This is a genomic window from Mesorhizobium carmichaelinearum, from assembly GCF_900199455.1.
GTDB lineage: Bacteria > Pseudomonadota > Alphaproteobacteria > Rhizobiales > Rhizobiaceae > Mesorhizobium > Mesorhizobium carmichaelinearum.
Genome location: NZ_FZQR01000002.1, coordinates 146,769 through 170,423, shown reverse-complemented (window position 1 = coordinate 170,423; position 23,655 = coordinate 146,769). Strand labels below are relative to the sequence as shown.

The following is a 23,655-nucleotide window of genomic DNA, read 5'->3' as shown; positions in this document are numbered from 1 at the left end:
TCGTGGCTGGAGAACGTACATGGCAGGGAGAACGCCCTACGGCAATCCCGTCCCGGTGAGCGATCTTGCGACCAAAATCCTCGATCCGGTGCTGCGCAAGCGGGCAGGCATGTCGATTGGTCTCGTCCAGTCCTGGGAAGAGATCGCCGGACCGCGCCTTGCCAGTCGCTCGCGGCCCGAGAAGATTCAATGGCCGCGCCGCCTGCATGAGGACGATCCGTTCGAGCCGGCGGTGCTGGTCATTGCCTGCGAAGGCATGGCCGCACTTCACCTGCAGCACGAGACCGGCGAGATCATCAACCGCGTCAACGCTTTCCTCGGCTTTACGGCAATAGGCCGCATCAGGATCGTGCAAAAACCGGTGACGGCGGACAAAGGACGGCCTAAACCGACCTTCAGGCCCTTGACGGCGGCGGAGAAGACGAAGTTGTCCAGCACGGTCGAACTGATCGAGGATGACGGGCTGCGCGCCTCGCTGGAAAGGCTTGGCGCAACCATTTTGGGTGAAAGGAAGTCAAAAACCCCTTGAAGACAGTCATGGATTTGTCGTCAACATCTCGCATTCGTGATCGCCTCTGTCAGGTTTCGCGATTGGATTGGGGATGGAGATGCCTTAATTCGCGCCAACTCTCGCCTTTTCGTGCCTTTGCATTGCAAAATTCAACCCTTGTCAGGTGATTCGTATGAACCGTCCTCCGTTCGGCAAAAGTCTGTCTCGCAGAAACGTCCTGTCTTCGCTGGCCGCCATTCCGGCGGTGGCCCTGCTCGCCGCCTGCAGCGACTCCGGCGAACAGGCCAAGGCGGCGGATGTGAAGCCCGCCGATCCGGCCGCTCCCGCGAAGCCGGCAACGCCGGCTGCCGCTCAGGTTCCCGAGTCTCAGGGCAACGTCGACATGGCTGAACTGCTGAAGCCGGGCGCGCTGCCTGACAAGCAACTCGGCAAGGATGACGCCAAGGTGACCATCGTCGAATACGCCTCGATGACCTGTCCGCACTGCGCGCATTTCGCCGCAACCACCTTCCCGGACCTGAAGAGGAAGTATATCGACACCGGCAGGGCGCGCTATATCCTGCGCGAATTCCCGTTCGATCCGAGCGCGGAAGCCGGCTTCATGCTGGCACGCTGCGCCAAGGATAACTATTTCCCGATGGTGGACGTGCTGTTTGCGCAGCAGGCGAACTGGGTTGGCGTGTCGAACACCAAGGATGCGCTGCTGCAAATCTCGAAGCTCGCCGGTTTTACACAGGAGTCCTTCGAAGCCTGCTTGACGGACCAGAAACTTCTGGACGATGTGAGATCGGTCCAGAAGCGCGGCGCCAATGAATTCAAGGTCGACTCGACACCGACCTTCTTCATCAACGGTAAGACCTATAAAGGGGCGATGTCGATTGAGGAAATGTCGGCCATCATCGACCCTCTGCTCTGACATCAGGTCAGCGCTGAAGCGGCAGCGTTTCGGCGCTCGCCTTTATGGGGCGCGTGAATGAAGTTTTCGCGCCTCCGCCTCCTTGGTTTCAAGTCCTTCGTCGAGCCCGGCGAGTTCGTCATCGAACGCGGCCTGACGGGTATTGTCGGGCCGAACGGCTGCGGCAAGTCGAACCTTGTCGAGGCGCTGCGCTGGGTGATGGGCGAAAGCTCCTACAAGAACATGCGCGCGTCCGGCATGGACGACGTCATCTTTTCAGGCTCGGGCACGCGGCCTGCGCGCAACACCGCCGAAGTCACGCTTTTCCTCGACAACAGCGACCGCTCGGCACCGGCCGCCTTCAACGACGCCGATGAATTGCAGGTGTCGCGCCGCATCGAGCGCGAGGCCGGCTCGCTCTACCGCATCAACGGCAAGGAAGCTCGCGCCAAGGATGTGCAGCTTCTGTTCGCCGACCAGTCGACCGGTGCACGCTCGCCGTCCATGGTCGGGCAGGGCCGTATCGGCGAGTTGATCCAGGCCAAGCCGCAGGCGCGCCGTGCGCTGCTTGAAGAGGCCGCCGGCATTTCCGGCCTGCACACCCGCCGCCACGAGGCGGAACTGCGGCTGAAGGCGGCCGAACAGAACCTCGAACGGCTGGACGATGTCGTCGGCGAACTGGAAAGCCAGATCGAAAGCCTCAAGCGCCAGGCGCGCCAGGCGTCGCGCTTCAAGAACCTGTCGGCCGATATCCGCAAGGCCGAAGCGACATTGCTGCATCTGCGCTGGACGCTGGCCAAGACCCAGGAAGGCGAGGCGCGCTCGGCGCTGGCGGTTGCCACCGCACTTGTCGGTGATCGCGCCGCGGCGCAGATGGCCGCCGCCAGGGAGCAAGGCATCGGCGCCCACCGCCTGCCTGATTTGCGCGACGCGGAAGCCGCGGCTGCCGCTGCCTTCCAGCGCCTGTCGATCGCCAAGTCGCAGATCGAGGAGGAGGCCGGCCGCATCCGCAACCGCCAGGCCGAAATCGAACGACGCTTGCAGCAGCTCGACGGCGACATCGCCCGCGAGGAGCGGATGGTGCGCGACAATGCCGATGTTCTCGAACGCCTGCGTACCGAAGAGGCCGCGCTGAATTCAGAAAACGCCGGGGCGGCCGAGCGCGAGGCCACCACTCGCGCGGCGTTCGAGCAGGCGGCATCGACGCTGGCGCAAAGCGAAGCCAGGCTCGCCGCGCTGACCGCCGAACGGGCCGAGGCCGCCGCCTCGCGCCATCAGATCGAACGGACTTTGCGCGAAACCGCCGAGCGCTGCGACCGCTTCGCCCGCCAGCTCGCCGAGGTCGACCGCGAATTGTCGGATATTCTCTCCAAGGTCGCCGGCCTGCCGGACCCGGCCGAAAAGCGCGTTCTGGTCGAGCAGGCGATGGAGATTCTCGAGGAATCCGAGGCCGCGGTGGCGCAGGCCGAGCAGTCGGTCATCGATGCCCGCGCCGCCGAAAGCGCCGCCCGCCCGCCGCTTCAGGACGCCAGGGCCGAGTTGGCGCGGATCGAGACGGAAGCGCGCACGCTGGCCAAGATCCTGAATGCCGCCAGCGGCGATCTCTTCCCCTCGGTTCTCGAACAGATCAGCGTCGAGCGCGGTTTCGAGACGGCGCTGGGTGCCGCCCTTGGCGAAGACCTCGACGTGCCGCTCGACCGCAGCGCGCCCGCGCATTGGGGCGAAAGCCAGATCCAGCCCGGCGACGCGGCCCTGCCGGAAGGCATCAAGAGCCTTGCCAGCGTGGTTCGTGCCCCGGCGCAGCTTGCCCGCCGCCTGGCGCAGATCGGCATAGTCGAGGCCGCTGACGGCCGCCGGCTGCAGGCGCTGCTCGCGCCGGGCCAGCGTCTGGTCAGCCGTGAAGGCGCGCTGTGGCGCTGGGACGGTCTGACCGCCAGCGCCGATGCGCCGACGGCCGCGGCCCAAAGGCTGGCGCAGAAGAACCGGCTTGCCGAACTCGATGCCGAAGCGGTGCAGGCGACGCTCGTCCTGCGCCAGGCCGAGGAAGCGCTGGCACAGGCCGAGCAGGCGCTTCGGCTGGCGAGCGAGGCCGAGCGCAACACGCGCCAGGCCGGACGCGACGCCCAGCACCGGCTGGACGCTGCCCGCAACGCGCTGGCCGAGGCCGAGAAGGCCGGCGGCGAGCTGGCGAGCCGGCGCGCGGCACTGGATGAAGCGCGCGCGCGCATCGTCGACAGTCATGAGGAAACCTCGGCGGCGTTCGTCGAGGCCGAAATGCTGCTGCAGGACGCGCCCGATCTCGGCGACCTGCAATTGCAGCTCGAACAGTCCTCGGCCAATGTCTCCCGCGACCGCGCCACGCTGGCCGACGCGCGGGCCGTTCACGAGGGACTGCGGCGTGAGGCCGAGGCGCGCACGCGCCGGCTGGATGCCATTGGCGCCGAGCGCAGCAACTGGTTGGTCCGCGCCGAAAACGCCTCGACGCAGATCGCCTCGCTCGGTGAACGCAAGGCCGAGGCCGAGGCCGAGCGCGAGCGGCTGGCCGATGCGCCCGACGAGATCGACGCCAAGCGGCGTGCACTGCTGTCGCAGCTGACCGAGGCCGAGACCTTGCGCAAGGCAGCGGCCGACCGTTTGCAGGAGGCGGAGAACAGGCAAGCCGAATTCGACAAGGCAGCCACATCAGCCATCCAGTCGCTGGCCGAGGCGCGCGAAACCCGCGTGCGTGCCGAGGAGCGGCTGACGGCGGCCGACGAGCGCCGCCTTGAGGTCGAGGCGCGCATCCAGGAAACGCTGAACACGCCACCGCATCTGGTCATCCGCCACACCGGCCTGGAAGCCGACGATCCGATGCCCGAAATGGCCGAGATCGAACGCCAGCTCGACCGGCTGAAGATCGAGCGCGAACGGCTCGGCGCCGTCAATCTGCGCGCCGAGGAGGAGCAGAAGGAGCTCTCCGACCGGCTGGAGGCGATCGTTTCCGAGCGCGAGGACATCATCGAGGCGATCCGCAAGCTCAGGCAAGCGATCCAGAGCCTCAACCGCGAAGGCCGCGAGCGGCTGCTGGCCGCCTTCGATGTCGTCAACAGCCACTTCCAGCGGCTGTTCTCGCATCTGTTCGGTGGCGGCACGGCGGAATTGCAACTGATCGAATCCGAGGATCCGCTCGAGGCAGGGTTGGAAATCCTTGCCCGCCCGCCCGGCAAGAAGCCGCAGACCATGACGCTGCTGTCGGGCGGCGAGCAGGCGCTGACGGCGATGTCGCTGATCTTCGCCGTCTTCCTGACCAACCCGGCGCCGATCTGCGTGCTCGACGAAGTCGACGCGCCGCTCGACGATCACAATGTCGAGCGCTTCTGCAATCTTATGGACGAGATGGCCAAGACCACCGAGACGCGTTTCGTCATCATCACCCACAACCCGATCACCATGGCGCGCATGGACCGGCTGTTCGGTGTGACCATGGCCGAGCAGGGCGTCAGCCAGCTGGTGTCGGTCGATCTGCAGGCGGCCGAGGCGATGCGCGAGGCGAGCTGACGCATCCGGGCTGCTCCGGCCCGTGGGACCAGATGCGATTGGCCATCAGCCTTTGCGGTGCATGACCCAATTTGCACACATCGCCACCACGAGGCCGCCTGCTATGCCGATGCAATCGGCAACCCAGTCGAACACGTCGAGGTCGCGGTCTATCAGCGTCGTGCCCTGAAGGACCTCGATCGCGGCCCCGACCAGGGCCAGGAAAATGACCAGCGTGATTTTGCGCCTGGGCCAGCCAAGACCTCCCAGAACAGCCAGGGTGGCGAATGCGCTGGCGTGATTGAGCTTGTCATTGTCGAAACCGATATCGAGCCCGAATTCCTGAAGCTCGGGCACTGGCAGCAGTGCGAGGACCAGAACCGCAACGAGCGTGACGACAAAGGCGGTCCATAAGACGACTGAACAGGATGCCATTGTGATCCAACAATGATTTCGACCGCCAAAGATCGAAGCCTGCCGGTGGTTCCGATGCACGAGCAAGGGCAGCGCAGAGTGCTACGATGGCATCGCATGGTCACAAAAGCAACGAACCTTCGCCGGTGCGGGTAGGCGAGACCTCGAGGCGCGTTGGGGGATTTACGCCGGATGGCCATTGGCCGAATATGGAAGTGGTGGAGGGCGATAGTTTGAATGAATTCGTTTGTCCTGCTTGCGGGGCCGGCGCACCGATGAGGCTGGCGTTACCCCATCCATCGCTTTCCATGACGAGCGATGGCGCAATTCTCAACCGCCCCCTTGAGAAGGCCTCGTGTCTGAGGTGCGGACATGGCTTTCATGTCACCCCGCTGAGACCTGAAGACCGGGACGCCATGTACAGCGACGGATATGATCTCGGCCTGGTCGATCCGGCCGCCGATGCAGCTCGGGCACAAGGCTATGCCGATTGCATAGACGAATCCGCTGTCACGCTTCTCGGGCGCGCGCTTCGCCCCAGAAGCGTCGTTGAGTTCGGGGCGGGGACCGGTGCCTTGCTCGAAGACCTTGCGCGGCGATGGCAATTGAGGGAAGCGCTGGGTTTCGAAGCGGCGTCTCAACTGGTCGCGTCGGCCGGGCAGCGGGATCAAGCACAAGCGACGATCCGCCAGGGCTATGCCGAAGAAGCTCTCGGTGAAATTGGCGGACGGTACGACCTCTGCCTCTCGGTAAACGTCCTTGAGCACGCCCTCAATCCGGAGGCGTTCCTTTCCGTGTCCAGGCGTGCCCTCTCGGATGGAGGCCACGTGGTGGTGATCTGCCCGGACGGCGATGTTGCCGACACGGAGTTGTTGTTCCTTGATCATGTCTCGAGTTTCTCCCAACTGTCCCTGCGGATGGTTGCTGCGGCAGCGGGACTGCATGTCATTGGAAGCATTGCGCTGCGTGGACAGCAAAAGGGCTTTCGACTGACCCTCCTGAATCCCGATGCGAACGCACCGCAGGCTCCCACGGATATCCAGTACCTGTCGCTGGCGCAGGCGCGATCGGATTTCCTGAAGGGCTGGTCGGAAATTGATGATGGCGCGTTGGAGTGGCTGAACAACAGGCCCTACGCGATGTTTGGAGCCGGGGAGTTCCGGAATCTGCTGCGGGCCTATGCTCCCCAGCTTGTCAAAGGAGCCGAAGCATTCCTGACTGACGAGCCACTCGCGGCAACTCTCGACGACCGGCCGTGGCTGAGAGCCAACGAGTATGCTTCCACGCATCCCCGGACTATCATGGTGGCCGCTGTGAATCCGCGAAGCTGGCCGGCGGTGGCCGGAAGGTTTCGAGGCAGCGGCGCACAGATTGTCCATCCCTACCTCTTCTCCAGCTTTCTCAAGGAGCAGCTGTGACCGAGATCGATCACTACGGGATCAAGGAAACCGCGGTCGTACGCGACGAGATCGACGTTCTGATCGAGGATCTCCGGCTCACCGGCTATACGACGCTCGACGCAGGGTTGACGGGCGCGCAACTGGACGCTTTGTCCCGTGACTTTGACGCCGCTGAAGTGGAATATGCTGAGCAAGCTGCAACCGCGGGCTACGACCTTTCGGCGATCGGCGAGCGGGACACGATCCGTGTCCTCCCAAAATACGCTCCAGCGTTCATGACCATAGCCTTCAATGAGCGGCTGGCGCAGTTGCTCTCAAGGATGCTCGGCGGCTACTACATCGTCAATCAGATCAATGGGCTAATCAACCGCGCCAACAAGAGCAAATACGGACAAGCGTCCTACCATCGCGACCTTCCCTACCAGCACTTCGTCAGTTCGCGGCCACTCGCAATAAGTGCCCTGTTTGCGCTTGACGATTTCACGGCTGAAAATGGCGCCACCCGGGTCATACCCGCCAGCCATCATCGCGAGGATTTTCCCTCGGACGAGACGGTGCGGCGGCGTCAGATCCAGGTGACCGTGCCGCGGGGGACATTCATCATTCTGGACTGCATGCTCTACCACGCCGGCTCGACCAACCACACCGACAGGAACCGGCGCGGTGTGAACCACGTCTTCACCATCCCGATGCTGCGGCAGCAGCTTCATCTCCCGTCGGTCCTGTGCGATTTCCCGGGACTGAGCGCGGATCAGAAGAAGATTCTCGGATTTGGTCTGGACGAGTATCGCTCGGTGAACGCGTGGTTCGACGCGCGCGCGAAAAAGTAGATCCCGCAAAGGCGGCACCGGGCACGCCCTGCTTCCGCCGCTACGGGCTTGCCCGCTCTATGGTGACCGATTTGAACGCCACCGCGCCGTTTCCCAGAGCCCAGACTCGAAACTCCATAACCGATGTGTGGTCGAGCGAGAAAAGCAGCTGTTGGGGGCCGTGACTTTCCGTCAGATCCTCCTGAACCAAAACGATCCCGCCCGGCGATGCAGCCGCGTCAAGGCGCAGCGTGGCGGCAGGACTGCTGCTCGCTTCGACGTCAAAGGTAAGGCGATACCTTCCCGGGGCGACACTCACATAAGGACCATAGTACAGCGCGCCGTTCGCTTCCGGCGGCGCAACCAGAGCCTTCCCGCCGCCGCGCTCTTGCAGGGAGCCCACTTGCGTAAGCGCCTGGGCGTCGGCATGAAATGTTACCGGCTGCATGAACCGGACATCCCAACCCGGCAGCTTCGCGGCAATGTTTTCTGCGAACACAAAGATGCCAAGATCGCCGAATTGAAGTTTCCGCGAAACGGGTAGTCCGAGCGCCGCCAACTGCTTCCAGTCGATCTTGTTTGCGTCCTCCTGTGCCAGCAGAAGAAACGTCTCGCCCTTCCACGTATCGGCATCGTACCAACGGTCCGCGGACAGGAAACGCATGGGCATCGGCAGGGCGCTGTCCACGGTGATCTGCCGAACCAGGACATGCTCATCGGACAACACGCTGACCGAGCCGGCGTTCCAATAGGTGGCGTAGCCATAGGTCAGCCCATTGGCCTGGAGGTAGCGAGCCAAGGCCGACAAATCGGTGGCACGGGGTTTCTGCGGCACCAGGTTCAGATGCGACAGCGTATCCGACCTGACAAATGTCGGGTACGCACTTGTCAGCAATCCGGCAAGGACCACCGCTACGCTGAGGAACTCGATGGGTCTCAGGCGCATGTCGAGAGGCGTGGCCAACGCCACGATGGCCATCGTGACCAGCGCCGGTACCAGGTAACGGGAGCTGCCGATCGGATCGGCAAGGTTTGGAATGGTCGTTGCCACTTGCAGAAGGCACACCGACAGAAGCGCCACCGATCCATAGATGGCGAGCGGTCTGACCGCGTCGCCCGGCCTCGCCGATGTTGCCACCGACCGCACGATCAAGGCCACCAGCATGACCGCCACAATCAATCGCAGCGCGCCGTAGAGACCGATCACGGTCAGAAGGCCGCTGCCTCCCGGTGGAGACCCGCCGAAAACCGCCAGGACCTCCTTGCCCAGGACCAGAAGGTTGCTGACGATCGCCTCGTATGGCAGCCATTGGACGGAGGACGCGTCGCGCGCGGCATTGTTTACATGCGCAAAGGTCACTCCATAGAGGATGGTCCCGGCACCTATCGCTGCGCAGATCGAAGCGGTCGCACCCACCAAGGATGCTCTTCCCACACTTGCGTTATGCACTCCCAGCCTGTGGATCGACCACAGCGCGGCGGCGACGAGCGGCACCCCGATGGTAACGATCGCGCGCTGCGGATTGCCCCAGAACTCGGCTGTAATCAGCAGGCAGAGCAAAACGCTCCATAGGACGACGTCCTTCGTCGACTTCTCTCTCATCAACCTGACGAGGCAGTAGATCGAGTACAGCGACATGTAGAGAATTGTGCCGTATGACGCCTGTCCGTAGAGATTTTCCGCCAGAACTCCGGATATTCCCGCCGCCACTGAAGCGGTTATCAGCGTCCGCCGTGTCTTACCGATCGGCGCCAGGCCGGCAGCAAGCCAGACGCTGTGCAGCACGAGTATGGATGTGACGAGGCCCGAGATCGCATGAACTGTAAAGCCGGCAGGAAGAAAAGCCAGGGCCGGTATGATAAACAGATGGCCGAATACGACGACAATGTCATTGTTTCCATAGTACCAGTCTGACGGGAAGAAATTATGACTGTTGACGATTTCTCGCGCCAGCAAGACCTTCATCGCGCTGTCGGAGTGAAACAGTTTTTTGTATTCCACGAAAACGTAGAATACGAGGAAGCAGAAATTGATCGCCAGAATTAATACTGCGGCTGGAAGCCAATAGGACCTGGCTTTGGACAATCTCTCGGCCGGCAGATTCTGCTCAGCCGGGATTGTCCGGGACTGCTCCTGGATTGCCATGGTTCGGTTGGGCTCCCCCTAGAGCAGTTCACCGTTTCACGGAAACGGCGAGCCGCTCTAACTCTTTGTTTTGACACAACTCCTATGGGAAAACCGCTACACGCTTTTTCCTGGAATTGCTCGAAGCCATGCACGCCGCTCGAAACCAGGGCCGGGCACGACAACTAGCCTAGATGGACCGTTTGGCTTTGCCTTTGTCAACCTGCACAAGACAATAGAAGCCGGTATCAACGGTCTTGCTGGACGGAGAGACTGCCGGGATGGTGCTTCGCGCCTGCGGCCGCAACCCAGCCCAAAATGGACAGCTGGCATGCTACAGTCCAATGTCAAAGCGCCGGCCGATTCGAGCAAAATGGAGAAGCAAACTGGATAACCGTGCCACCGGCATTGCCCTCATTGTTGCGGCCGTATCTTTGCTCACCATGGCCCAAATCATCATCAAGTCGCGCCTGACCGAACATGGCACGGTGCCGTTCAGCTTCGAGGCGGGCTGGCCCTATCTGCTTGGTTTGCTCGCCGACTGGCAGGTTTGGATAGGAGGCCTTGGCCTCGTGGCCTCCAGTCTCTTCTGGTACGCAGGGATATCGAGAATTCCGCTATCGGTGGCCTTCCCGTTTGCAGCCCTGTCCTATCCCCTGATTTTCGCCGGTTCGATCGTGTTCCTGCACGAACGGTTCAGCTGGCAGTCCCTCGCGGGCAATGGCTTGATCGTCCTCGGTGTGGTGCTGGCGGCGACCCGGTTGCCTTAGGGCTGCGCGCTCGCAAGGCTGCTTTCGCGACGAGCGCAACCTGCTACGGACGCTTCGCCACCACCAGCCGGGAGCCGCCGACAGGAAGGGTGATGCCCGTCGCCAGGATCAGGCTTTCGATCCCCATCACCGCCCGCAAAGAGGCATTTGTGGCTCGCCCAAGGCGCAATTCCCTGCCGGCGTCCAACTCGGGGCTCTTGCTCTTGCGCCGCCGTGACAGGAACATCAGCGGCAACAGAAGCGACACGAACGATGTGCTGTAGACGATCTCGAGCCCCACGCCTTCGATCCTTTCATGCAGCTCCCGTTTTTCATAGCGCCGGAAATGAAACGACTGTTTGTCGATGTCGCTCCAAAGCCATTTGTGCTGCGGCACGGAAATGATCACGCCCCCTCCGGGCTTCACCGCGCGTTTCAGATTCCCCAGCACGTCGACATCTTCCTCGATGTGCTCGATCACGTCGAACGCCCCCACCACGTCGAATTCCGCGGCATAGGGCAATCGTCTTGCGTCCATCTGCGCAAAGCTTGCCGACGGCACGCGGGCGGCGGCAAAGGGCAGCCCTGCAATGAAGATTTCGGTCCCGACAAGCCGGACCTCGGGAAAGGCGTGGGCGATGCCGCTCAGGACAAAGCCCGTGCCACAGCCGATCTCGAGGAACGACCGCAATTGTGGAAAGAACCGCCGCAGCGTGCGAACGATGATGACATTGCGCGCCTCGAACCAGAAATTCCCGGCCTCGCGCCGGGCGAGTTCGGCAAAGAAGGTCTCGTGGAACCCCCCGCCTTCGTTTGCCATTTCGGGTGCCCATGCGGGGAAGCCGTTCCGGCTCGCCGGAACGAAGCCGCAGCCCGGGCAGATCTCGTCCTGGACCGCATGTTTTAGACTGCAGCGCGGGCAAACGATCATGTCGGCTCAAGCCTTGCTAGACGAGCGCGGCCAGGCCGAAGCCGCTCTTCCCGTAGCCATTGCCGTTGTAAAGCATATAGCGCTGTCCTCCATGATCGAACACAAACGGATACTCGATCATTTCCGAATCCCAACCCGACTCCGAGCGTACGATGCCCGCAGCGTGGTCGAGCCGGGTCCAGTTCAGGCCGTCGGCGGACTCGGCGTAGCCGATGCGATAGCTCTCGCCGCGATAGGCATACCACATGCGCCATAGGTCGCCGTCTCTCACAACCGCGGGGCGAGATATCGCATATTCCTGTTCGCTCGCGAAATCGATGGCGACCCGTCCGTCACGGTGCCAATCGATGCCATCGTCGGAACGCGCATATTTGATGTGGTAGCGGTGGATCGGGCCGTTCGCTGATGGGCGCCAATCGAGGCAGGACGTGTACCACATATGCCAGAGGCCGGCCTCACGCAGCACGCAGCAACTGCCGACAAAATGCGGCTCAGTCATCGTGCGATCAAGCAGCGGACCCGCGGCGAAACGTGAAAACGAACCGTCGGCCGGCGCTGTGGCGAGGCCGATGGCATTGCGGAAGGGAACGGTCACGCCCAGGTTCCAGCCGACATAGTAGAGATACCGCGTCGGACCCGCGACCGTGAGCCAGCTCGCCAGGGCGCCGCTGTCATCGAATTCGCCGAGATTGCCCGGCACCAGAACAGGCGACTGAGCGACCTCGTGGATGCGCGCCGGCGACGACAGGTCAACGATGACATAGCCAGTATGCGAGCGTTGCGATGCATCCCGAGAGCCGAAATAAATCCTGAACAGATCGCCCGATACGTGCTCGGCGATCGGCATGGTGGCGTGCGAGCGCATCCACGCGATATCACCGGTCGGACAAAACAGCCGGCCGAGCTTCTCCCATCGCACCGGTCATATCCCTCTGAGCCGCGAACTCGGCGCTGTCGACCGCTTCGTCATGGTTCCAGGATGGCGGCGCCGACCCCATCCCTGCCATAACCATTGCCATTGTAAAGCAGGAAGCTGGCCCCGGCAGTGTGCAGCAGGCTGGCATAGCAGACCATTTCGCAATCCCATCCGCTGGCGCTGGTGTCGAGCAGTGGCATCCTGTCGCGCTCCCAGTGAATCCCGTCGACGGATGTGGCGCGGTACACGCGGTACGTTTCGCCTAAACGCCTTGCACAATAGAGCATTTCGTAGCCGGCATCCGTCCTCTGGACGACCGGTCGGGCGATGGCGTGCTCTCCCTCATGGAAGGGCAGGCAGACGTGCTCGTTGGTCGCCCAATTCATGCCGTCGCGGCTCGTCGCGTGTTTGACGGTGTAGTAGTGGATCGGAGCATTCTTCCCTTCTGGGTCGACCTCCCATCGCAGTCCCGACACATACCACATGCGGAAATTGCCATCTTCAACGAGCACCCAGGGCGCGCCGGCAAGCAGAGGATCGTAATGGTTGCGACCGAGGACCGGCGCTTCGGACAGGCGATCGAAATGACGGCCTCCGTCACGTGATTCCGCGATCCCGATGGCGAAGGTGAATGGCACCGTGCGGGTGAGCGACCAGCCGGTATAGTAGAGCAACAAGCGGCCTTCGTGATCGACGAGGCAGCCTGGCATCGCACCGGAATCATCGAATGTCCCCGGCTGGCCAATATCCAGCGATGGGCGCTCCGAGCGGGCGGTCTGGGTCAATCCGTCGGCAGTCGCGGTGACCTCGGCCCAGCCGCCTCGCGAGCGATTGCTGTCATCGCGACTTGCAAAATGAATGCGGTATCTTTCGTGGCCCAGCCTTTGGACAAAGGGGTTCTGGCAATGCGACCGCTCCCAGGGCGAGCCGCCCGGCCGGCATGCCAAGCCGACGCGCCTGAAACGTAATCGCGTCATATCTTTCTCAACCGTGAACTCGGCACTTTCGACCGCTCCGTCGCGTTGCCGAGATAGACGCCGTCGGGCGCCGCATCCGCCAGAATTAGCGCTCCCGCGCCGATCACGCACCTCTCGCCCACACGGATATGATCGCGTAGCGTCGCGTTGACACCAAGGAAGCAGGCCTCGCCGATATCGACCCCGCCTGAGACCACGATATGCGAGGCGAGAAAGCAATGATCGGCAATGCGCGAGTGGTGCCCGATGTGATTGCCGCTCCACAGCGTCACATTGTTGCCGATCGATGCGAAAGGCTGGACGACGTTGTGCTCGAGAATGAAGCAGTTTTCGCCGATTTTGCCGTCGTTGAGGATGGTTGCCCTGGAACTGATGTAGCTCACGAAATCGTAGCCCAACGCTTTGAGCGCCAGATATTTTTCCCGGCGAACCTCGTTCAATCTGCTGTAGCTGAGCGCCACGAACACACTATGGCTGCTCGGCGGATAGTCCCGGGTCAAAGCCTCGAAGGGCACGACAGGAAGGCCCGCCAGCCGGTCCTGGGTCAGGAATGCACTGTCCACGGTGAAGGCGGCGACATCGTAGGAGGAATCGTGCGTGAAATAGTAGTGAGCGAGTTCAGCGATATCGCCGGCTCCGAATATGACGATGCGCCGCTTCATGACTTCCTGACCAGGATGGTGAATTCATAGAGACCATAGTCGTGCAGCAGTGCCACGCGCTGCGCATATTTTTTCTTGCAGATGTCGAAAAGCTGCGTTGGATCGGCATAGAAGAGATCGGCTCTTCTCTTGTCCGGATCCGAATAGGAGGTAAGGCAATTGAAGGCGAAGCCGCGTCGGCTGGTGGCATGGAGGACATCCAGCGTTGCCTCCAGATAAGCCGCCCATTCATCGTCCGGGCGTGTCAGCCTGACGTTGAAGATACCGCTCGCGAAGCCGAAATCGGCAACCTGCGCCGGCACAGATTCGACGGCAAACTGCGCTTGTGGATGATCACCAAAAAGTGTGGTTGCCGCTTCGATCATCTCTGCAGCCACATCGCAGCCATAGTATCGTACGCCGGGAAAGCGATCTGCGAGGAACGGCAGCAAAGCACCGTAGCCGCACCCTAGATCGTTCACCGTGAAGTCGCCCGGCAGATCGATCAACGATGCCAATTGTCTGAAGCGAAGGATCTGGCCTTCTTCCGTATTCCAGTCCACACCCTTGGGGCTGGCGCCGTGCGCCTGCACCTTGTCGCCATAGTAGCGGGCGACTTCAAGCAGCATTGCCCCGCTTTTGTCCGTTGCCGGGGCGCCAATAGACGTCATGGGCATAACCATCGGTGGGTTGTGGCGCGGAGAATCGTATATCGTGACCGATAGTAAGTGGACAGAGCCGCGAATGATACGGGCATTGAGCTTTGTTTCCCCCTCGACAAGGCAGCCTCTGACAGAGGCGCCGGACGGCTCCGCGTTGCTGGGCGGGCCGGATGAGCGCTATCCCCTGATCGACGGCATCCCGCAACTGCTCATCCGCTCCGGCCAGGTGCAGGCCTCCTCCGAGAGCCAGGCCTATTACCGCGACCGGGCAAGCGAATATGATCGCGGCATCGCGGCAATGTTTGCCACCCTGCTTGCGGACGAGGAGCAAACGCGCAGGGACATGTTTGCTCAACTCGAGCTTCGACCGGACAGCAGAGTGCTGGAGATCGGTTGCGGGACCTGCCGCGACACCATCCATCTGCTCGATATGCCCGTTGACGTATTTGCTGGCGACCTGTCCCTCGAAATGCTGCTGACGGGCCGCGATCGCCTGCGCCGTGCGGGGAAGGACACCTCACGCCTGCAGTTGTTCTGCGCCGATGTGATGCGCCTGCCTTTCGCGGACGGGTTTTTCGATGCTGCCTTTCATTTCGGCGGCTTCAACCTGTTCCCCGACCACAAGCAAGCTTTGGCGGAAATCACCCGCGTCGTGAGGCCGAACGGGCGGGTCGTGGTCGGCGACGAAGGAATTGCGCCCTGGTTGGCAAACAGCGAATTCGCCAGGATCCTGGAAAACTCCAATCCCCTGTTTCGTCATCGCGCGCCGCTGGAATGCATTCCGGCCGCCGCGCGAGAGGTCACCTGCCGGTGGATTCTCGGTGGGTCCTTCTATCTGATCAGCTTCGTGAAGGGCCAGGGAGAGCCACCGCTCGATCTCGACGTCACATTCCCCGGGCGACGGGGCGGATCGCACCGGACCCGCTATTTCGGCAAACTGGAGGGTGTTGCCCCCCAATTGCGCGACCAAGTGCTGGATGCGGCGGCGACTGAAGGGATATCCGTGGTCGCCTGGCTGGAAAAAACGCTTGGCAGAGCCGTGCAGAATGCCCCGTGCGATGGCGCCGCCGACCAGCTAGTCGCGAACCCTCTCCGGCCCAAGGGATGACCGATCTTCAGCGGCGGCAACACCATCGGCTTGCCCCTCGATGCCCGTCGCAGCACCACGATGAATATCCCGAATTATCGTGTAGGGACGACGTTTGGTTTCGGACAATATGTTGGCGATGTAAACACTAAGAAGACCAAGGACGAGCATCGTCATGCCGCCAAAGAACCATATGGAAATTATTATGGAGGTAAATCCGGTAACACCTACGCCGTAGACGGCATATCTCATGAGATAAAACGCCATCGTCAATACCGACAAAATTGAAATTGTAAGACCAAAATACAGTATCAGATAAAGAATTTTGGTCGATGTCGTCATAAGATAGCGCACCGCCATTTGAATGCGGCGACTGATCGAATAGGTCGTGGGCGACAAAGCGTGCTTGACGACGAGTTGTGAATCCTGCCGGAAACCAGTCAGCTGAAACAGATGAGCGATGATAAACTCATGATCCTGATGGCTCACGAGCGCGGCGACATAGGCGCGAGTCATGAGCCGCGCGATCACCAGATTGCGCGGCAGATGGAAGTCGCTCAGCCAGTCATTGATTGAGAAGAATATCGCGCCGGTCCATCGTTCGAAGGTGCCGCCACGGCGAGACCCCTGCACGCCATAGACCACATCGAGCTTGTGCTCCGACATCTGGTCGGCAAAGGGCAGCAGCCACTCGGGCTCTTCCTCGAGATCGCTGTCGATGAGGAACACCCGATCGCCCTCGGCATGAGCCAACCCGGTCATGATCGCCTTGTGGTGGCCGAAGTTCCGCGACAGGTCGATGACGGTCACATGCCGGTCAACCGCGCTGCGCGCGACGGCCAGATCCAGGCTGCCATCGGGAGAGCCGTCATTGACGAGGATGATCTCGAATTCATCCCCGACCAGGCGGTTCGCCACGGCAGAGATCCGGTCGCAAAACTCGGCGATATGGGACTCTGACTTGTAGAGCGTGCTGACGACGGAAAGCTTCATGAGGCGAACGGGTCCGTTGCTGCGCCAGGCGCTTTCCGCCCGACGTCTCATTTCAGCTATCGTTGCCCCAGGAAAAGCAACACCGTCAACCTGGCTTCCTTCATTCTACGCCCTTGGCGCCGAAATCGGATGTTCTTGTGCCCAATTTCCCAAGTTGGCTTGCTCAAGCCGGCAATTAATGGAACTGTCCCGGTTGAAGTACAGGAGGTACTTTCTTTCGGCTCTACCAGTAGCGCCGTTTGGCGGGGGGATGACAGTGTCCGATTCTTTGAACAAGCCTTTGCGGACTGCCGGGTCGCTGCCTGTTGCATTCAATCGCTTGCATTTGACCGGACGGGAGATGCTCTACATCGCGGAGGCGCGGGTAGCCCAGCACATGTCCGGTGACGGGGCTTTCACCAAGCGCTGCCATGCCTGGATCGAGGAGCATGTCGGGTGCGCAAAGGCGCTTCTGACCCATTCATGCACGGCGGCGCTGGAGATGTCGGCTCTCCTGCTGGATATCGTTCCCGGCGACGAAATCATCATGCCGTCCTACACCTTCACATCGACGGCAAATGCATTTGTGCTGCGGGGCGGCGTACCCGTATTCGTCGATATAAGAGAGGATACCCTCAACCTCGACGAGCGTCTGATAGAGGCCGCGATAACCCCGAGGACACGGGCGATCGTGGTGGTCCACTATGCTGGAGTGGGCTGCGAGATGGACGCCATACTCGATATCGCGCACCGGCACGGGCTGAAGGTCGTCGAAGATGCTGCCCAGGGCGCGATGGCGCGCTACAAGGGGCGGTCGCTCGGCAGCATTGGCGATTTGGGGACGCTAAGCTTCCATGAGACCAAGAACCTGATTTCCGGTGAGGGCGGGGCGCTGCTGATCAATGACCCCGAGCTCAGCCAACGGGCCGAGATCATCCGCGAAAAGGGAACAGACCGCGGCCGGTTCTTCCGCGGCGAGGTCGACAAATACACTTGGCAAGACGTCGGCTCCTCCTATCTTCCCAGCGATTTGCTGGCGGCATTCCTGCTCGCCCAGCTCGAGGATGCGGAGGCGATCACCGCGGAGCGCTTGCGGGTATGGGACCGCTATCACGAGCTGCTGGCACCGCTGGAGCAGGCCGGGCAGCTTCGTCGACCAATTGTCCCGGCCGAGTGCGAACACAATGCGCATCTCTACTACGTGCTGCTGCCCGGAGGAGTCGACAGGCGTGGCGTGCTGGCCCGTCTTCGGGAAAATGGCATCGACGCCATTTTCCACTATGTTCCGCTGCACGAATCGCCGGCAGGCCGACGCTACTGTCGGACCCACGGCGAACTGCGCGTCACCACCGATGCCGCCGCACGCCTGATCAGGCTGCCGCTGTGGTTTGGCCTCAGTCTCGCTGCCCAGGAGGGCGTGGCCGCGGTGCTGAGCGCCGTTCATCGCTGAACAACCCGCAAGGACGTTGAGCTGCCCCGGGGACTCTTGGTGCGTGAAGCTGTGAGCAGATGACGAAGCGGGTGGCCATTCTCCAGTCCAACTATATCCCCTGGAAGGGATATTTCGACCTCATCGCTTCGGTCGACGAGTTCATCCTCTACGACGACATGCAATATACCCGGCGCGACTGGCGCAATCGCAACAAGATCAAGACACCTGCCGGGGCCCAATGGCTGACCGTGCCTGTCGTGACCAAGGGACGATACCTTCAGAAGATCCTCGAGACCGAGATAGACGGCGCCGACTGGGCTCAGTCGCACTGGCGGCAGCTACAGCTGAACTACCGCCGGGCAAGCTGCTTTTCGGAAATAGCCGAATGGCTGGAGCCGCTCTATAGCCGCCACTACACGCACATATCGGAGCTGAACCGCTGCTTTATCGCGGCAATATGCGGGTATTTGGGGATCACCACGGCCATCACCTCGTCCAGCGCGTACCAGCTTAACGGTGCCAAAACCGAGCGGTTGGCCGACATTTGCGCCCAGGCGGGAGGGACGGTCTACGTTTCGGGGCCGTCCGCCAAGGATTACATCGTGCCCGACGTCTTCGAGCTCAAGGGCATCGATCTCGAGTGGTTCGACTACGAGGGCTATCCTGCCTATCCCCAACTCTGGACAGGATTCATACACCAGGTGTCGATCCTCGATCTGCTGTTCAACTGCGGAAAGCAGTCCCCCCAGTTCATGAGGTTCGTTGCCAAGCGGGCCTAGTTCAGGCGCCTTGATCGGAAAATTTGGTAACTTACTGATTTTGATACGCAATCATTGATTGGCTGGGGCGCCAGGATTCGAACCTGGGAATGTCGGTACCAAAAACCGATGCCTTACCACTTGGCGACGCCCCAATAGCCGTCAGAGTCGCTTGTGCGGCGCGTTATTAGCAGAGCAGCCGAAAAGCACAATCCTTATGGCAATGGCAAGAACGCTCAAATCAAGCAATCCACAAAAGCCGCCAGATCCTGCCCGAGCGGGCTAAAGCAATTCCAGGAAAAGTGTGGGCGGTTTTCCGTCCGGAATTGCGTCAAAACAAAGAGTTAGAGCAGTTCACCGTTTCCGTGAAACGGTGAACTGCTCTAGTCACCCCAGACAGCCAGCTCATTGCCGGCCGGATCGACGAAGTGGAAGCGCCGGCCACCGGGAAACGCGAAGATCGGCTTGACGACCGTACCGCCTGCACTTTCGACGGCGCTCAGCGTTTCCTCGAGATTGTCACTGTAGAGCACAGGCAGCGGCTTGCCCGGTGCTTCTGCGGCGTCGGCTTGAAAACCGCCATCCAGGCCCTCGGCAAAGGCTGAATAGGTCGGCCCGTAGTCGGTGAACGACCAGGCAAAGGCAGAACTGTAAAAAGCCTTCAACCGGTCCAGCGTGCCGCCGGTCGCCGGCATTTCCAGATAGTCGAGTTTTCCAGTCAGTTTCATGGGGCACCTCTTTGTTCCCTTTATGTTCTAGTCGTCGGGCTCTGAGGTGGCAAGTCTTTTTGCCGCATGTCCGGGCAAGGCTTTTTCTTAATCGATTGTAGCGGCAGGACGGCTTTGCCGGCGCTTGCCTTTCGCACTGCAGCATCATATCGCTCCAAAGTCGGACCTGGGTGGAACTTTCCGTTTCGCCAATCTTTCCAATCTCCTGCAACCGGAGAGCAAAGCATGACCAAGTGGGTTTTCACCTTTGGCGATGGTGCGGCGGAAGGCCGTGCCGGCGACAAGAATCTGCTGGGCGGCAAAGGCGCCAATCTGGCCGAGATGTGCAGCCTGGGCCTGCCGGTGCCGCCGGGCTTCACCATCACATCGGAGGTCTGCAATGCCTATTATGCCAATGGCCGCGCCTATCCGGCGGGGTTGGAAGCCGACGTCGCGGTGGCGCTCGATCAGATCGGCCGGCTGACCGGCCGCCGGTTCGGCGATCCGTCGAAGCTGCTGCTTGTGTCGGTGCGCTCCGGAGCCCGCGCTTCGATGCCTGGCATGATGGACACCGTGCTCAATCTCGGCCTCAACGACGAGACCGTCGAGGCGCTGGCCACCGATTCCGGCGATGCGCGCTTTGCCTATGACAGCTACCGCCGCTTCATCCAGATGTACTCGGACGTGGTCATGGGCCTCGATCACGAGGTGTTCGAGGAGATACTCGAAGACCAGAAGGCCAGCCTCGGCCACGAGCTCGACACCGAGCTGACGGCCATCGAATGGCAAGCCGTGATCGCGCTCTACAAGGCCAAGGTCGAGGAAGAGCTCGGCAGGCCATTCCCGCAGGACCCGCAAGAGCAGCTCTGGGGCGCCATCGGCGCCGTGTTCTCAAGCTGGATGAACAACCGTGCCATCACCTACCGGCGTCTGCACGACATCCCCGAAAGCTGGGGCACGGCGGTCAACGTCCAGGCCATGGTGTTCGGCAATATGGGCGAGACCTCGGCCACCGGCGTCGCCTTCACCCGTAACCCGTCGACCGGCGAAAAGCAGCTTTATGGCGAGTTCCTGGTCAACGCGCAGGGCGAGGATGTCGTCGCCGGCATCCGCACGCCGCAGAACATCACCGAGGCGGCCCGCATCGCCGCCGGCTCCGACAAGCCGTCGCTGCAGAAGCTGATGCCGGACGCCTTCCAGTCTTTCGTCACCATCTCCGACAGTCTGGAAAAGCACTACCGCGACATGCAGGACCTCGAATTCACCATCGAGCGCGGCAAGTTGTGGATGCTGCAGACCCGGTCGGGCAAGCGCACCGCCAAGGCGGCGCTGAAGATTGCGGTCGAAATGGCCAGGGACGGGCTGATCACCAAGGAGGAAGCCGTCGCCCGCATCGATCCGGCGTCGCTCGACCAATTGCTGCACCCGACCATCGACCCGAAGGCCGCGCGTGACGTCATCGGCGTCGGCCTGCCGGCGTCGCCCGGCGCTGCCACCGGCGAGATCGTGTTTTCCTCCGGCGATGCCGAGGACCTCAAGGCACAAGGCCGCAAGGCGATCCTGGTGCGCATCGAGACCAGCCCCGAGGACATCCACGGCATGCATGCCTCGGAAGGCATCCTGACCACGCGTGGCGGCATGACCAGCCACGCGGCGGTGGTTGCGCGCGGCATGGGCAAGCCTTGCGTGTCCGGTGCCGGCTCGCTGCGTGTCGACTACAAGGCCGGCACGCTGCTCTCGATGGGGCAGACCTTCCGCAAGGGCGACATCATCACCATCGACGGCGGCAACGGCCAGGTGCTGAAGGGCGCAGTGGCGATGCTGCAGCCGGAACTGTCCGGCGATTTCGCCGCCATCATGGAATGGGCGGACGCCGTGCGCCGCATGAAGGTGCGCACCAACGCCGAAACACCGCTGGATGCCCGCATGGCGCGCTCTTTCGGCGCCGAAGGCATCGGACTTTGCCGTACCGAGCACATGTTCTTCGATGGCGACCGTATCGTCGCCATGCGCGAGATGATCCTGGCCGACACCGAGAAGGACCGGCGCACCGCCCTTGCCAAGCTTTTGCCCATGCAGCGCTCGGATTTCCTCGAACTGTTCGAGATCATGGCCGGTCTGCCGGTGACGATCCGCCTGCTCGATCCGCCGCTGCATGAATTCCTCCCCAAGACCGAGGCCGAAATCGCCGAGGTCGCCGCCGCCATGAACGTGTCGCCCGACAAGCTCAGGCAGCGCACCGAAGCCCTGCATGAATTCAACCCGATGCTCGGCCATCGCGGTTGCCGCCTGGCCGTCTCCTATCCCGAGATCGCCGAGATGCAGGCGCGCGCCATTTTCGAGGCCGCCGTCGAGGCCGGCAAGAAGGCCGGTGCGCTGGTCGTCCCCGAGATCATGGTGCCGCTGGTCGGTCTGGTGAAGGAACTCGATTACGTCAAGGCGCGCATCGATGCGGTCGCCAAGAGCGTCATTGAGGAGACCGGCGTCAAGATCGAGTACCTCACAGGCACGATGATCGAACTGCCGCGCGCGGCGATCCGTGCCCATGTCATCGCCGAGTCTGCCGAGTTCTTCTCCTTCGGCACCAACGATCTTACCCAGACCACTTTCGGCATCTCGCGCGACGATGCGGCCTCGTTCCTGGAAACCTACCGCCAGAAGGGCATCATCGAGCAGGATCCATTCGTCTCGCTCGACATAGACGGCGTCGGCGAACTGGTGCGCATGGCTGCGCAAAAGGGCAGGGCGACGCGGCCGGAGATCAAGCTCGGCATCTGCGGCGAACATGGCGGCGATCCCGCCTCGATCCGTTTCTGTGAAGAGGTCGGGCTCGACTATGTCTCGTGCTCGCCCTATCGCGTGCCGATCGCCAGGCTGGCGGCCGCGCAGGCCGCGGTACAGGTGGCAAAGACGGGGCGTGGATAGGGAGATCAAAGCTTACGGTTTTGTATGAAACCTCACGTGAACGTGCTGAAGACGTTGCGTAATCTCGACATTGTTCCTGCCCAATTTGCGGATCGCCCGCCAATTGTCCGTGGAATCACATGTTGCAGATCTCACCCGCGCCGTTTCGCTCGATCCTGGTCATTCAAACGAAGTTCATCGGCGATATCGTCCTCGCCTCGACGCTCGCCAGGAACCTGCAGCTCGAATTCCCCGGTGCCAGGATCGTCTTCCTTTGCGAAGCGCGCTTCAAAAGCTTCGTGATCGCGCATGGCATCGCCTCCGAAGTGGTCACGTTCAGCCGGTCCCGCATGCGCGACACCCCGCTGGAGCGCGCAAAAGAGCTCTATGCCATGGTGCGGGCGCTGCGCGGCTTCCGCTTCGACCTGACGATCGACCTGACCGATTCCAAGACCTCGCGCCTCGTCAGCGGGCTCGTCAACGCAAAGACGCGCGTCGGCTACAATCCTCCCGAAAGGCCCCTGAAGCTGCTGGAGCGGCAACCCGCCAATGTGTTTGCAAAACCACAGGGGTTTGGTGGCCAGCATTTTGTCTATCGCTATCTTTCGCCCCTTGAGGCGCTCGGCATCGATCTGCGTGTGACGGTGCCGAACCTTCAGCCACTGCCATCGGAGACCCTGAAAGCCCTGGCGCTTCTGGGCAAGCATCGTCTCAACCCAAACGGCTTCATCGCCGTGCATGCGGGCGCGAGCTTCAAGGGCCGGCAATGGCAGCCGGAACGGTTTGCCGAGGCCATCGACGAGATCGTAGCCGACAGCGGATTGGGCATTGCCCTGGTGGGAGGTCCGGACGAACGCGAGGCCGCCGCGCGGATCATAGCCAGGACGGCGGCGCCGGTCGTCGACCTTGTCGGGTCGCTGTCGCTAGAGACCTTGCTGGCTGTCCTCAAACAGGCGCGGCTGTTTCTTGGCAATGAGAGCGGCCCGATGCACATGGCCGCCGCCACGGGCACGCCGGTTGTCGGGCTTTTCGGCCTGACGCATCCATCGCGCTGGGGGCCTGTCGGCGTGCCCAGCATCGCGCTTCGGCCGTCGATGCCGTGCGACTGCGTTGCCAGAGGGCTGTGCCGTCCGAAGGACCCCAGCAAGGCGTGCTGCGTCTGGCGCCTGGAGGTAAAGCCTGTCGTCGAAGCGGCGCGCGAGCTCCTGGCGCGCACCGAGATGAAGCGGGAACGCGCTGTCTGAACGGC

The 23,655-nt window shown here is 61.9% G+C and carries 20 protein-coding genes and 1 tRNA gene; 11 read left to right on the top strand and 10 right to left on the bottom strand.

Annotation, left to right across the window (positions count from 1 at the left end):
• Positions 1–19: 19 nt before the first annotated feature.
• The 3 genes from CKW40_RS04070 (at position 20) to smc (ending at position 4,943) form a co-directional block, all read left to right on the top strand.
• Positions 20–529 carry a DUF721 domain-containing protein gene (locus CKW40_RS04070; protein WP_095198656.1) on the top strand — a complete coding sequence of 170 codons (510 nt, stop codon included), beginning with the start codon at positions 20–22 and terminating at the stop codon, positions 527–529.
• Positions 530–683: 154 nt separating this feature from the next.
• Positions 684–1,427, top strand: coding sequence for a DsbA family protein (locus CKW40_RS04065; RefSeq protein WP_095198655.1), 744 nt, complete (start codon positions 684–686; stop codon positions 1,425–1,427).
• A gap of 57 nt (positions 1,428–1,484) precedes the next feature.
• On the top strand, positions 1,485–4,943 hold the full coding sequence (smc, locus tag CKW40_RS04060; protein WP_095198654.1) for a chromosome segregation protein SMC: 3,459 nt from the start codon (positions 1,485–1,487) through the stop codon (positions 4,941–4,943).
• A gap of 45 nt (positions 4,944–4,988) precedes the next feature.
• Here the strand turns inward: smc and CKW40_RS04055 are convergent, their stop codons facing one another.
• Entirely contained in the window at positions 4,989–5,357 is a 369-nt protein-coding gene (locus CKW40_RS04055) for a VanZ family protein (protein ID WP_095198653.1), read from the bottom strand.
• A gap of 395 nt (positions 5,358–5,752) precedes the next feature.
• Here CKW40_RS04055 and CKW40_RS04050 point away from each other — a divergent pair, with 395 nt between their 5' ends.
• Both CKW40_RS04050 and CKW40_RS04045 read left to right on the top strand, forming a co-directional pair.
• Positions 5,753–6,754, top strand: a complete 1,002-nt coding sequence (locus CKW40_RS04050) for a class I SAM-dependent methyltransferase (protein WP_179297825.1) — start codon at positions 5,753–5,755, stop codon at positions 6,752–6,754.
• Complete coding sequence (locus CKW40_RS04045; RefSeq protein WP_095198651.1) at positions 6,751–7,566, top strand: phytanoyl-CoA dioxygenase family protein; 816 nt, start codon at positions 6,751–6,753, stop codon at positions 7,564–7,566. Before CKW40_RS04050 ends, CKW40_RS04045 begins: the two co-directional genes overlap by 4 nt.
• Positions 7,567–7,606: 40 nt before the next feature.
• Here CKW40_RS04045 and CKW40_RS04040 read toward each other — a convergent pair whose 3' ends face one another.
• The gene (locus tag CKW40_RS04040; RefSeq protein ID WP_095198650.1) at positions 7,607–9,691 is read right to left on the bottom strand and encodes a hypothetical protein; all 2,085 of its coding nucleotides are present in this window, start codon (positions 9,689–9,691) and stop codon (positions 7,607–7,609) included.
• 260 nt (positions 9,692–9,951) lie between these two features.
• Here CKW40_RS04040 and CKW40_RS04035 point away from each other — a divergent pair, with 260 nt between their 5' ends.
• The gene (locus CKW40_RS04035; RefSeq protein ID WP_143748247.1) at positions 9,952–10,440 is read left to right on the top strand and encodes a DMT family transporter; all 489 of its coding nucleotides are present in this window, start codon (positions 9,952–9,954) and stop codon (positions 10,438–10,440) included.
• A gap of 43 nt (positions 10,441–10,483) precedes the next feature.
• On the opposite strand, the gene CKW40_RS04030 is transcribed toward CKW40_RS04035, so the two are convergent.
• From CKW40_RS04030 to CKW40_RS04010, 5 genes are all read right to left on the bottom strand, one after another.
• Entirely contained in the window at positions 10,484–11,239 is a 756-nt protein-coding gene (locus CKW40_RS04030) for a class I SAM-dependent methyltransferase (protein ID WP_244571082.1), read from the bottom strand.
• A gap of 127 nt (positions 11,240–11,366) precedes the next feature.
• The gene (locus tag CKW40_RS04025) at positions 11,367–12,269 is read right to left on the bottom strand and encodes a glycoside hydrolase family protein (RefSeq protein WP_244571081.1); all 903 of its coding nucleotides are present in this window, start codon (positions 12,267–12,269) and stop codon (positions 11,367–11,369) included.
• Positions 12,270–12,316: 47 nt separating this feature from the next.
• A complete protein-coding gene (locus CKW40_RS04020; protein WP_143748246.1) occupies positions 12,317–13,243 on the bottom strand; it encodes a glycoside hydrolase family protein in 927 nt (308 codons plus the stop codon).
• On the bottom strand, positions 13,240–13,905 hold the full coding sequence (locus CKW40_RS04015) for an acetyltransferase (protein WP_095198645.1): 666 nt from the start codon (positions 13,903–13,905) through the stop codon (positions 13,240–13,242). The genes CKW40_RS04020 and CKW40_RS04015 overlap by 4 nt, the downstream gene beginning before the upstream one ends.
• Entirely contained in the window at positions 13,902–14,555 is a 654-nt protein-coding gene (locus CKW40_RS04010) for a class I SAM-dependent methyltransferase (protein WP_179297824.1), read from the bottom strand. Before CKW40_RS04010 ends, CKW40_RS04015 begins: the two co-directional genes overlap by 4 nt.
• An 85-nt stretch (positions 14,556–14,640) precedes the next feature.
• Here CKW40_RS04010 and CKW40_RS04005 point away from each other — a divergent pair, with 85 nt between their 5' ends.
• Entirely contained in the window at positions 14,641–15,654 is a 1,014-nt protein-coding gene (locus CKW40_RS04005) for a class I SAM-dependent methyltransferase (protein WP_179297823.1), read from the top strand.
• Here the strand turns inward: CKW40_RS04005 and CKW40_RS04000 are convergent.
• Positions 15,622–16,626 (bottom strand): glycosyltransferase family 2 protein, encoded by a 1,005-nt coding sequence (locus CKW40_RS04000; protein WP_095199126.1) that lies wholly within the window; start codon positions 16,624–16,626, stop codon positions 15,622–15,624. The two genes, CKW40_RS04005 and CKW40_RS04000, sit on opposite strands and share 33 nt — an antisense overlap.
• Positions 16,627–16,876: 250 nt before the next feature.
• Here CKW40_RS04000 and rffA point away from each other — a divergent pair, with 250 nt between their 5' ends.
• Positions 16,877–18,055: a dTDP-4-amino-4,6-dideoxygalactose transaminase gene (rffA, locus tag CKW40_RS03995; protein WP_095198642.1), complete on the top strand. Its 1,179-nt coding sequence runs from the start codon at positions 16,877–16,879 to the stop codon at positions 18,053–18,055.
• 59 nt (positions 18,056–18,114) lie between these two features.
• Entirely contained in the window at positions 18,115–18,816 is a 702-nt protein-coding gene (locus tag CKW40_RS03990; RefSeq protein ID WP_095198641.1) for a WbqC family protein, read from the top strand.
• A 59-nt stretch (positions 18,817–18,875) separates the two neighbouring features.
• Here the strand turns inward: CKW40_RS03990 and CKW40_RS03985 are convergent.
• Positions 18,876–18,950, bottom strand: a tRNA-Gln gene (locus CKW40_RS03985).
• Between the two features lie 228 nt (positions 18,951–19,178).
• Positions 19,179–19,523, bottom strand: coding sequence for a VOC family protein (locus tag CKW40_RS03980; RefSeq protein ID WP_095198640.1), 345 nt, complete (start codon positions 19,521–19,523; stop codon positions 19,179–19,181).
• Positions 19,524–19,748: 225 nt separating this feature from the next.
• Between CKW40_RS03980 and ppdK the strand changes: the two genes are divergently transcribed.
• The gene (gene ppdK / locus CKW40_RS03975; protein WP_095198639.1) at positions 19,749–22,427 is read left to right on the top strand and encodes a pyruvate, phosphate dikinase; all 2,679 of its coding nucleotides are present in this window, start codon (positions 19,749–19,751) and stop codon (positions 22,425–22,427) included.
• A 119-nt stretch (positions 22,428–22,546) separates the two neighbouring features.
• Positions 22,547–23,650, top strand: coding sequence for a glycosyltransferase family 9 protein (locus CKW40_RS03970; protein WP_095198638.1), 1,104 nt, complete (start codon positions 22,547–22,549; stop codon positions 23,648–23,650).
• Positions 23,651–23,655: the final 5 nt, after the last annotated feature.

Coding starts and splice junctions, on each gene's coding strand:
- CKW40_RS04070 (WP_095198656.1), top strand. CDS start 20: ATGGCAGGGAGAACGCCCTACGGCAATCCCGTCCCGGTGAGCGATCTT.
- CKW40_RS04065 (WP_095198655.1), top strand. CDS start 684: ATGAACCGTCCTCCGTTCGGCAAAAGTCTGTCTCGCAGAAACGTCCTG.
- smc (WP_095198654.1), top strand. CDS start 1,485: ATGAAGTTTTCGCGCCTCCGCCTCCTTGGTTTCAAGTCCTTCGTCGAG.
- CKW40_RS04055 (WP_095198653.1), bottom strand. CDS start 5,357: ATGGCATCCTGTTCAGTCGTCTTATGGACCGCCTTTGTCGTCACGCTC.
- CKW40_RS04050 (WP_179297825.1), top strand. CDS start 5,753: ATGTACAGCGACGGATATGATCTCGGCCTGGTCGATCCGGCCGCCGAT.
- CKW40_RS04040 (WP_095198650.1), bottom strand. CDS start 9,691: ATGGCAATCCAGGAGCAGTCCCGGACAATCCCGGCTGAGCAGAATCTG.
- CKW40_RS04035 (WP_143748247.1), top strand. CDS start 9,952: ATGGTGCTTCGCGCCTGCGGCCGCAACCCAGCCCAAAATGGACAGCTG.
- CKW40_RS04030 (WP_244571082.1), bottom strand. CDS start 11,239: ATGGCAAACGAAGGCGGGGGGTTCCACGAGACCTTCTTTGCCGAACTC.
- CKW40_RS04020 (WP_143748246.1), bottom strand. CDS start 13,243: ATGACGCGATTACGTTTCAGGCGCGTCGGCTTGGCATGCCGGCCGGGC.
- CKW40_RS04015 (WP_095198645.1), bottom strand. CDS start 13,905: ATGAAGCGGCGCATCGTCATATTCGGAGCCGGCGATATCGCTGAACTC.
- CKW40_RS04010 (WP_179297824.1), bottom strand. CDS start 14,555: ATGACGTCTATTGGCGCCCCGGCAACGGACAAAAGCGGGGCAATGCTG.
- CKW40_RS04000 (WP_095199126.1), bottom strand. CDS start 16,626: ATGAAGCTTTCCGTCGTCAGCACGCTCTACAAGTCAGAGTCCCATATC.
- rffA (WP_095198642.1), top strand. CDS start 16,877: ATGACAGTGTCCGATTCTTTGAACAAGCCTTTGCGGACTGCCGGGTCG.
- CKW40_RS03990 (WP_095198641.1), top strand. CDS start 18,115: ATGACGAAGCGGGTGGCCATTCTCCAGTCCAACTATATCCCCTGGAAG.
- CKW40_RS03980 (WP_095198640.1), bottom strand. CDS start 19,523: ATGAAACTGACTGGAAAACTCGACTATCTGGAAATGCCGGCGACCGGC.
- ppdK (WP_095198639.1), top strand. CDS start 19,749: ATGACCAAGTGGGTTTTCACCTTTGGCGATGGTGCGGCGGAAGGCCGT.
- CKW40_RS03970 (WP_095198638.1), top strand. CDS start 22,547: ATGTTGCAGATCTCACCCGCGCCGTTTCGCTCGATCCTGGTCATTCAA.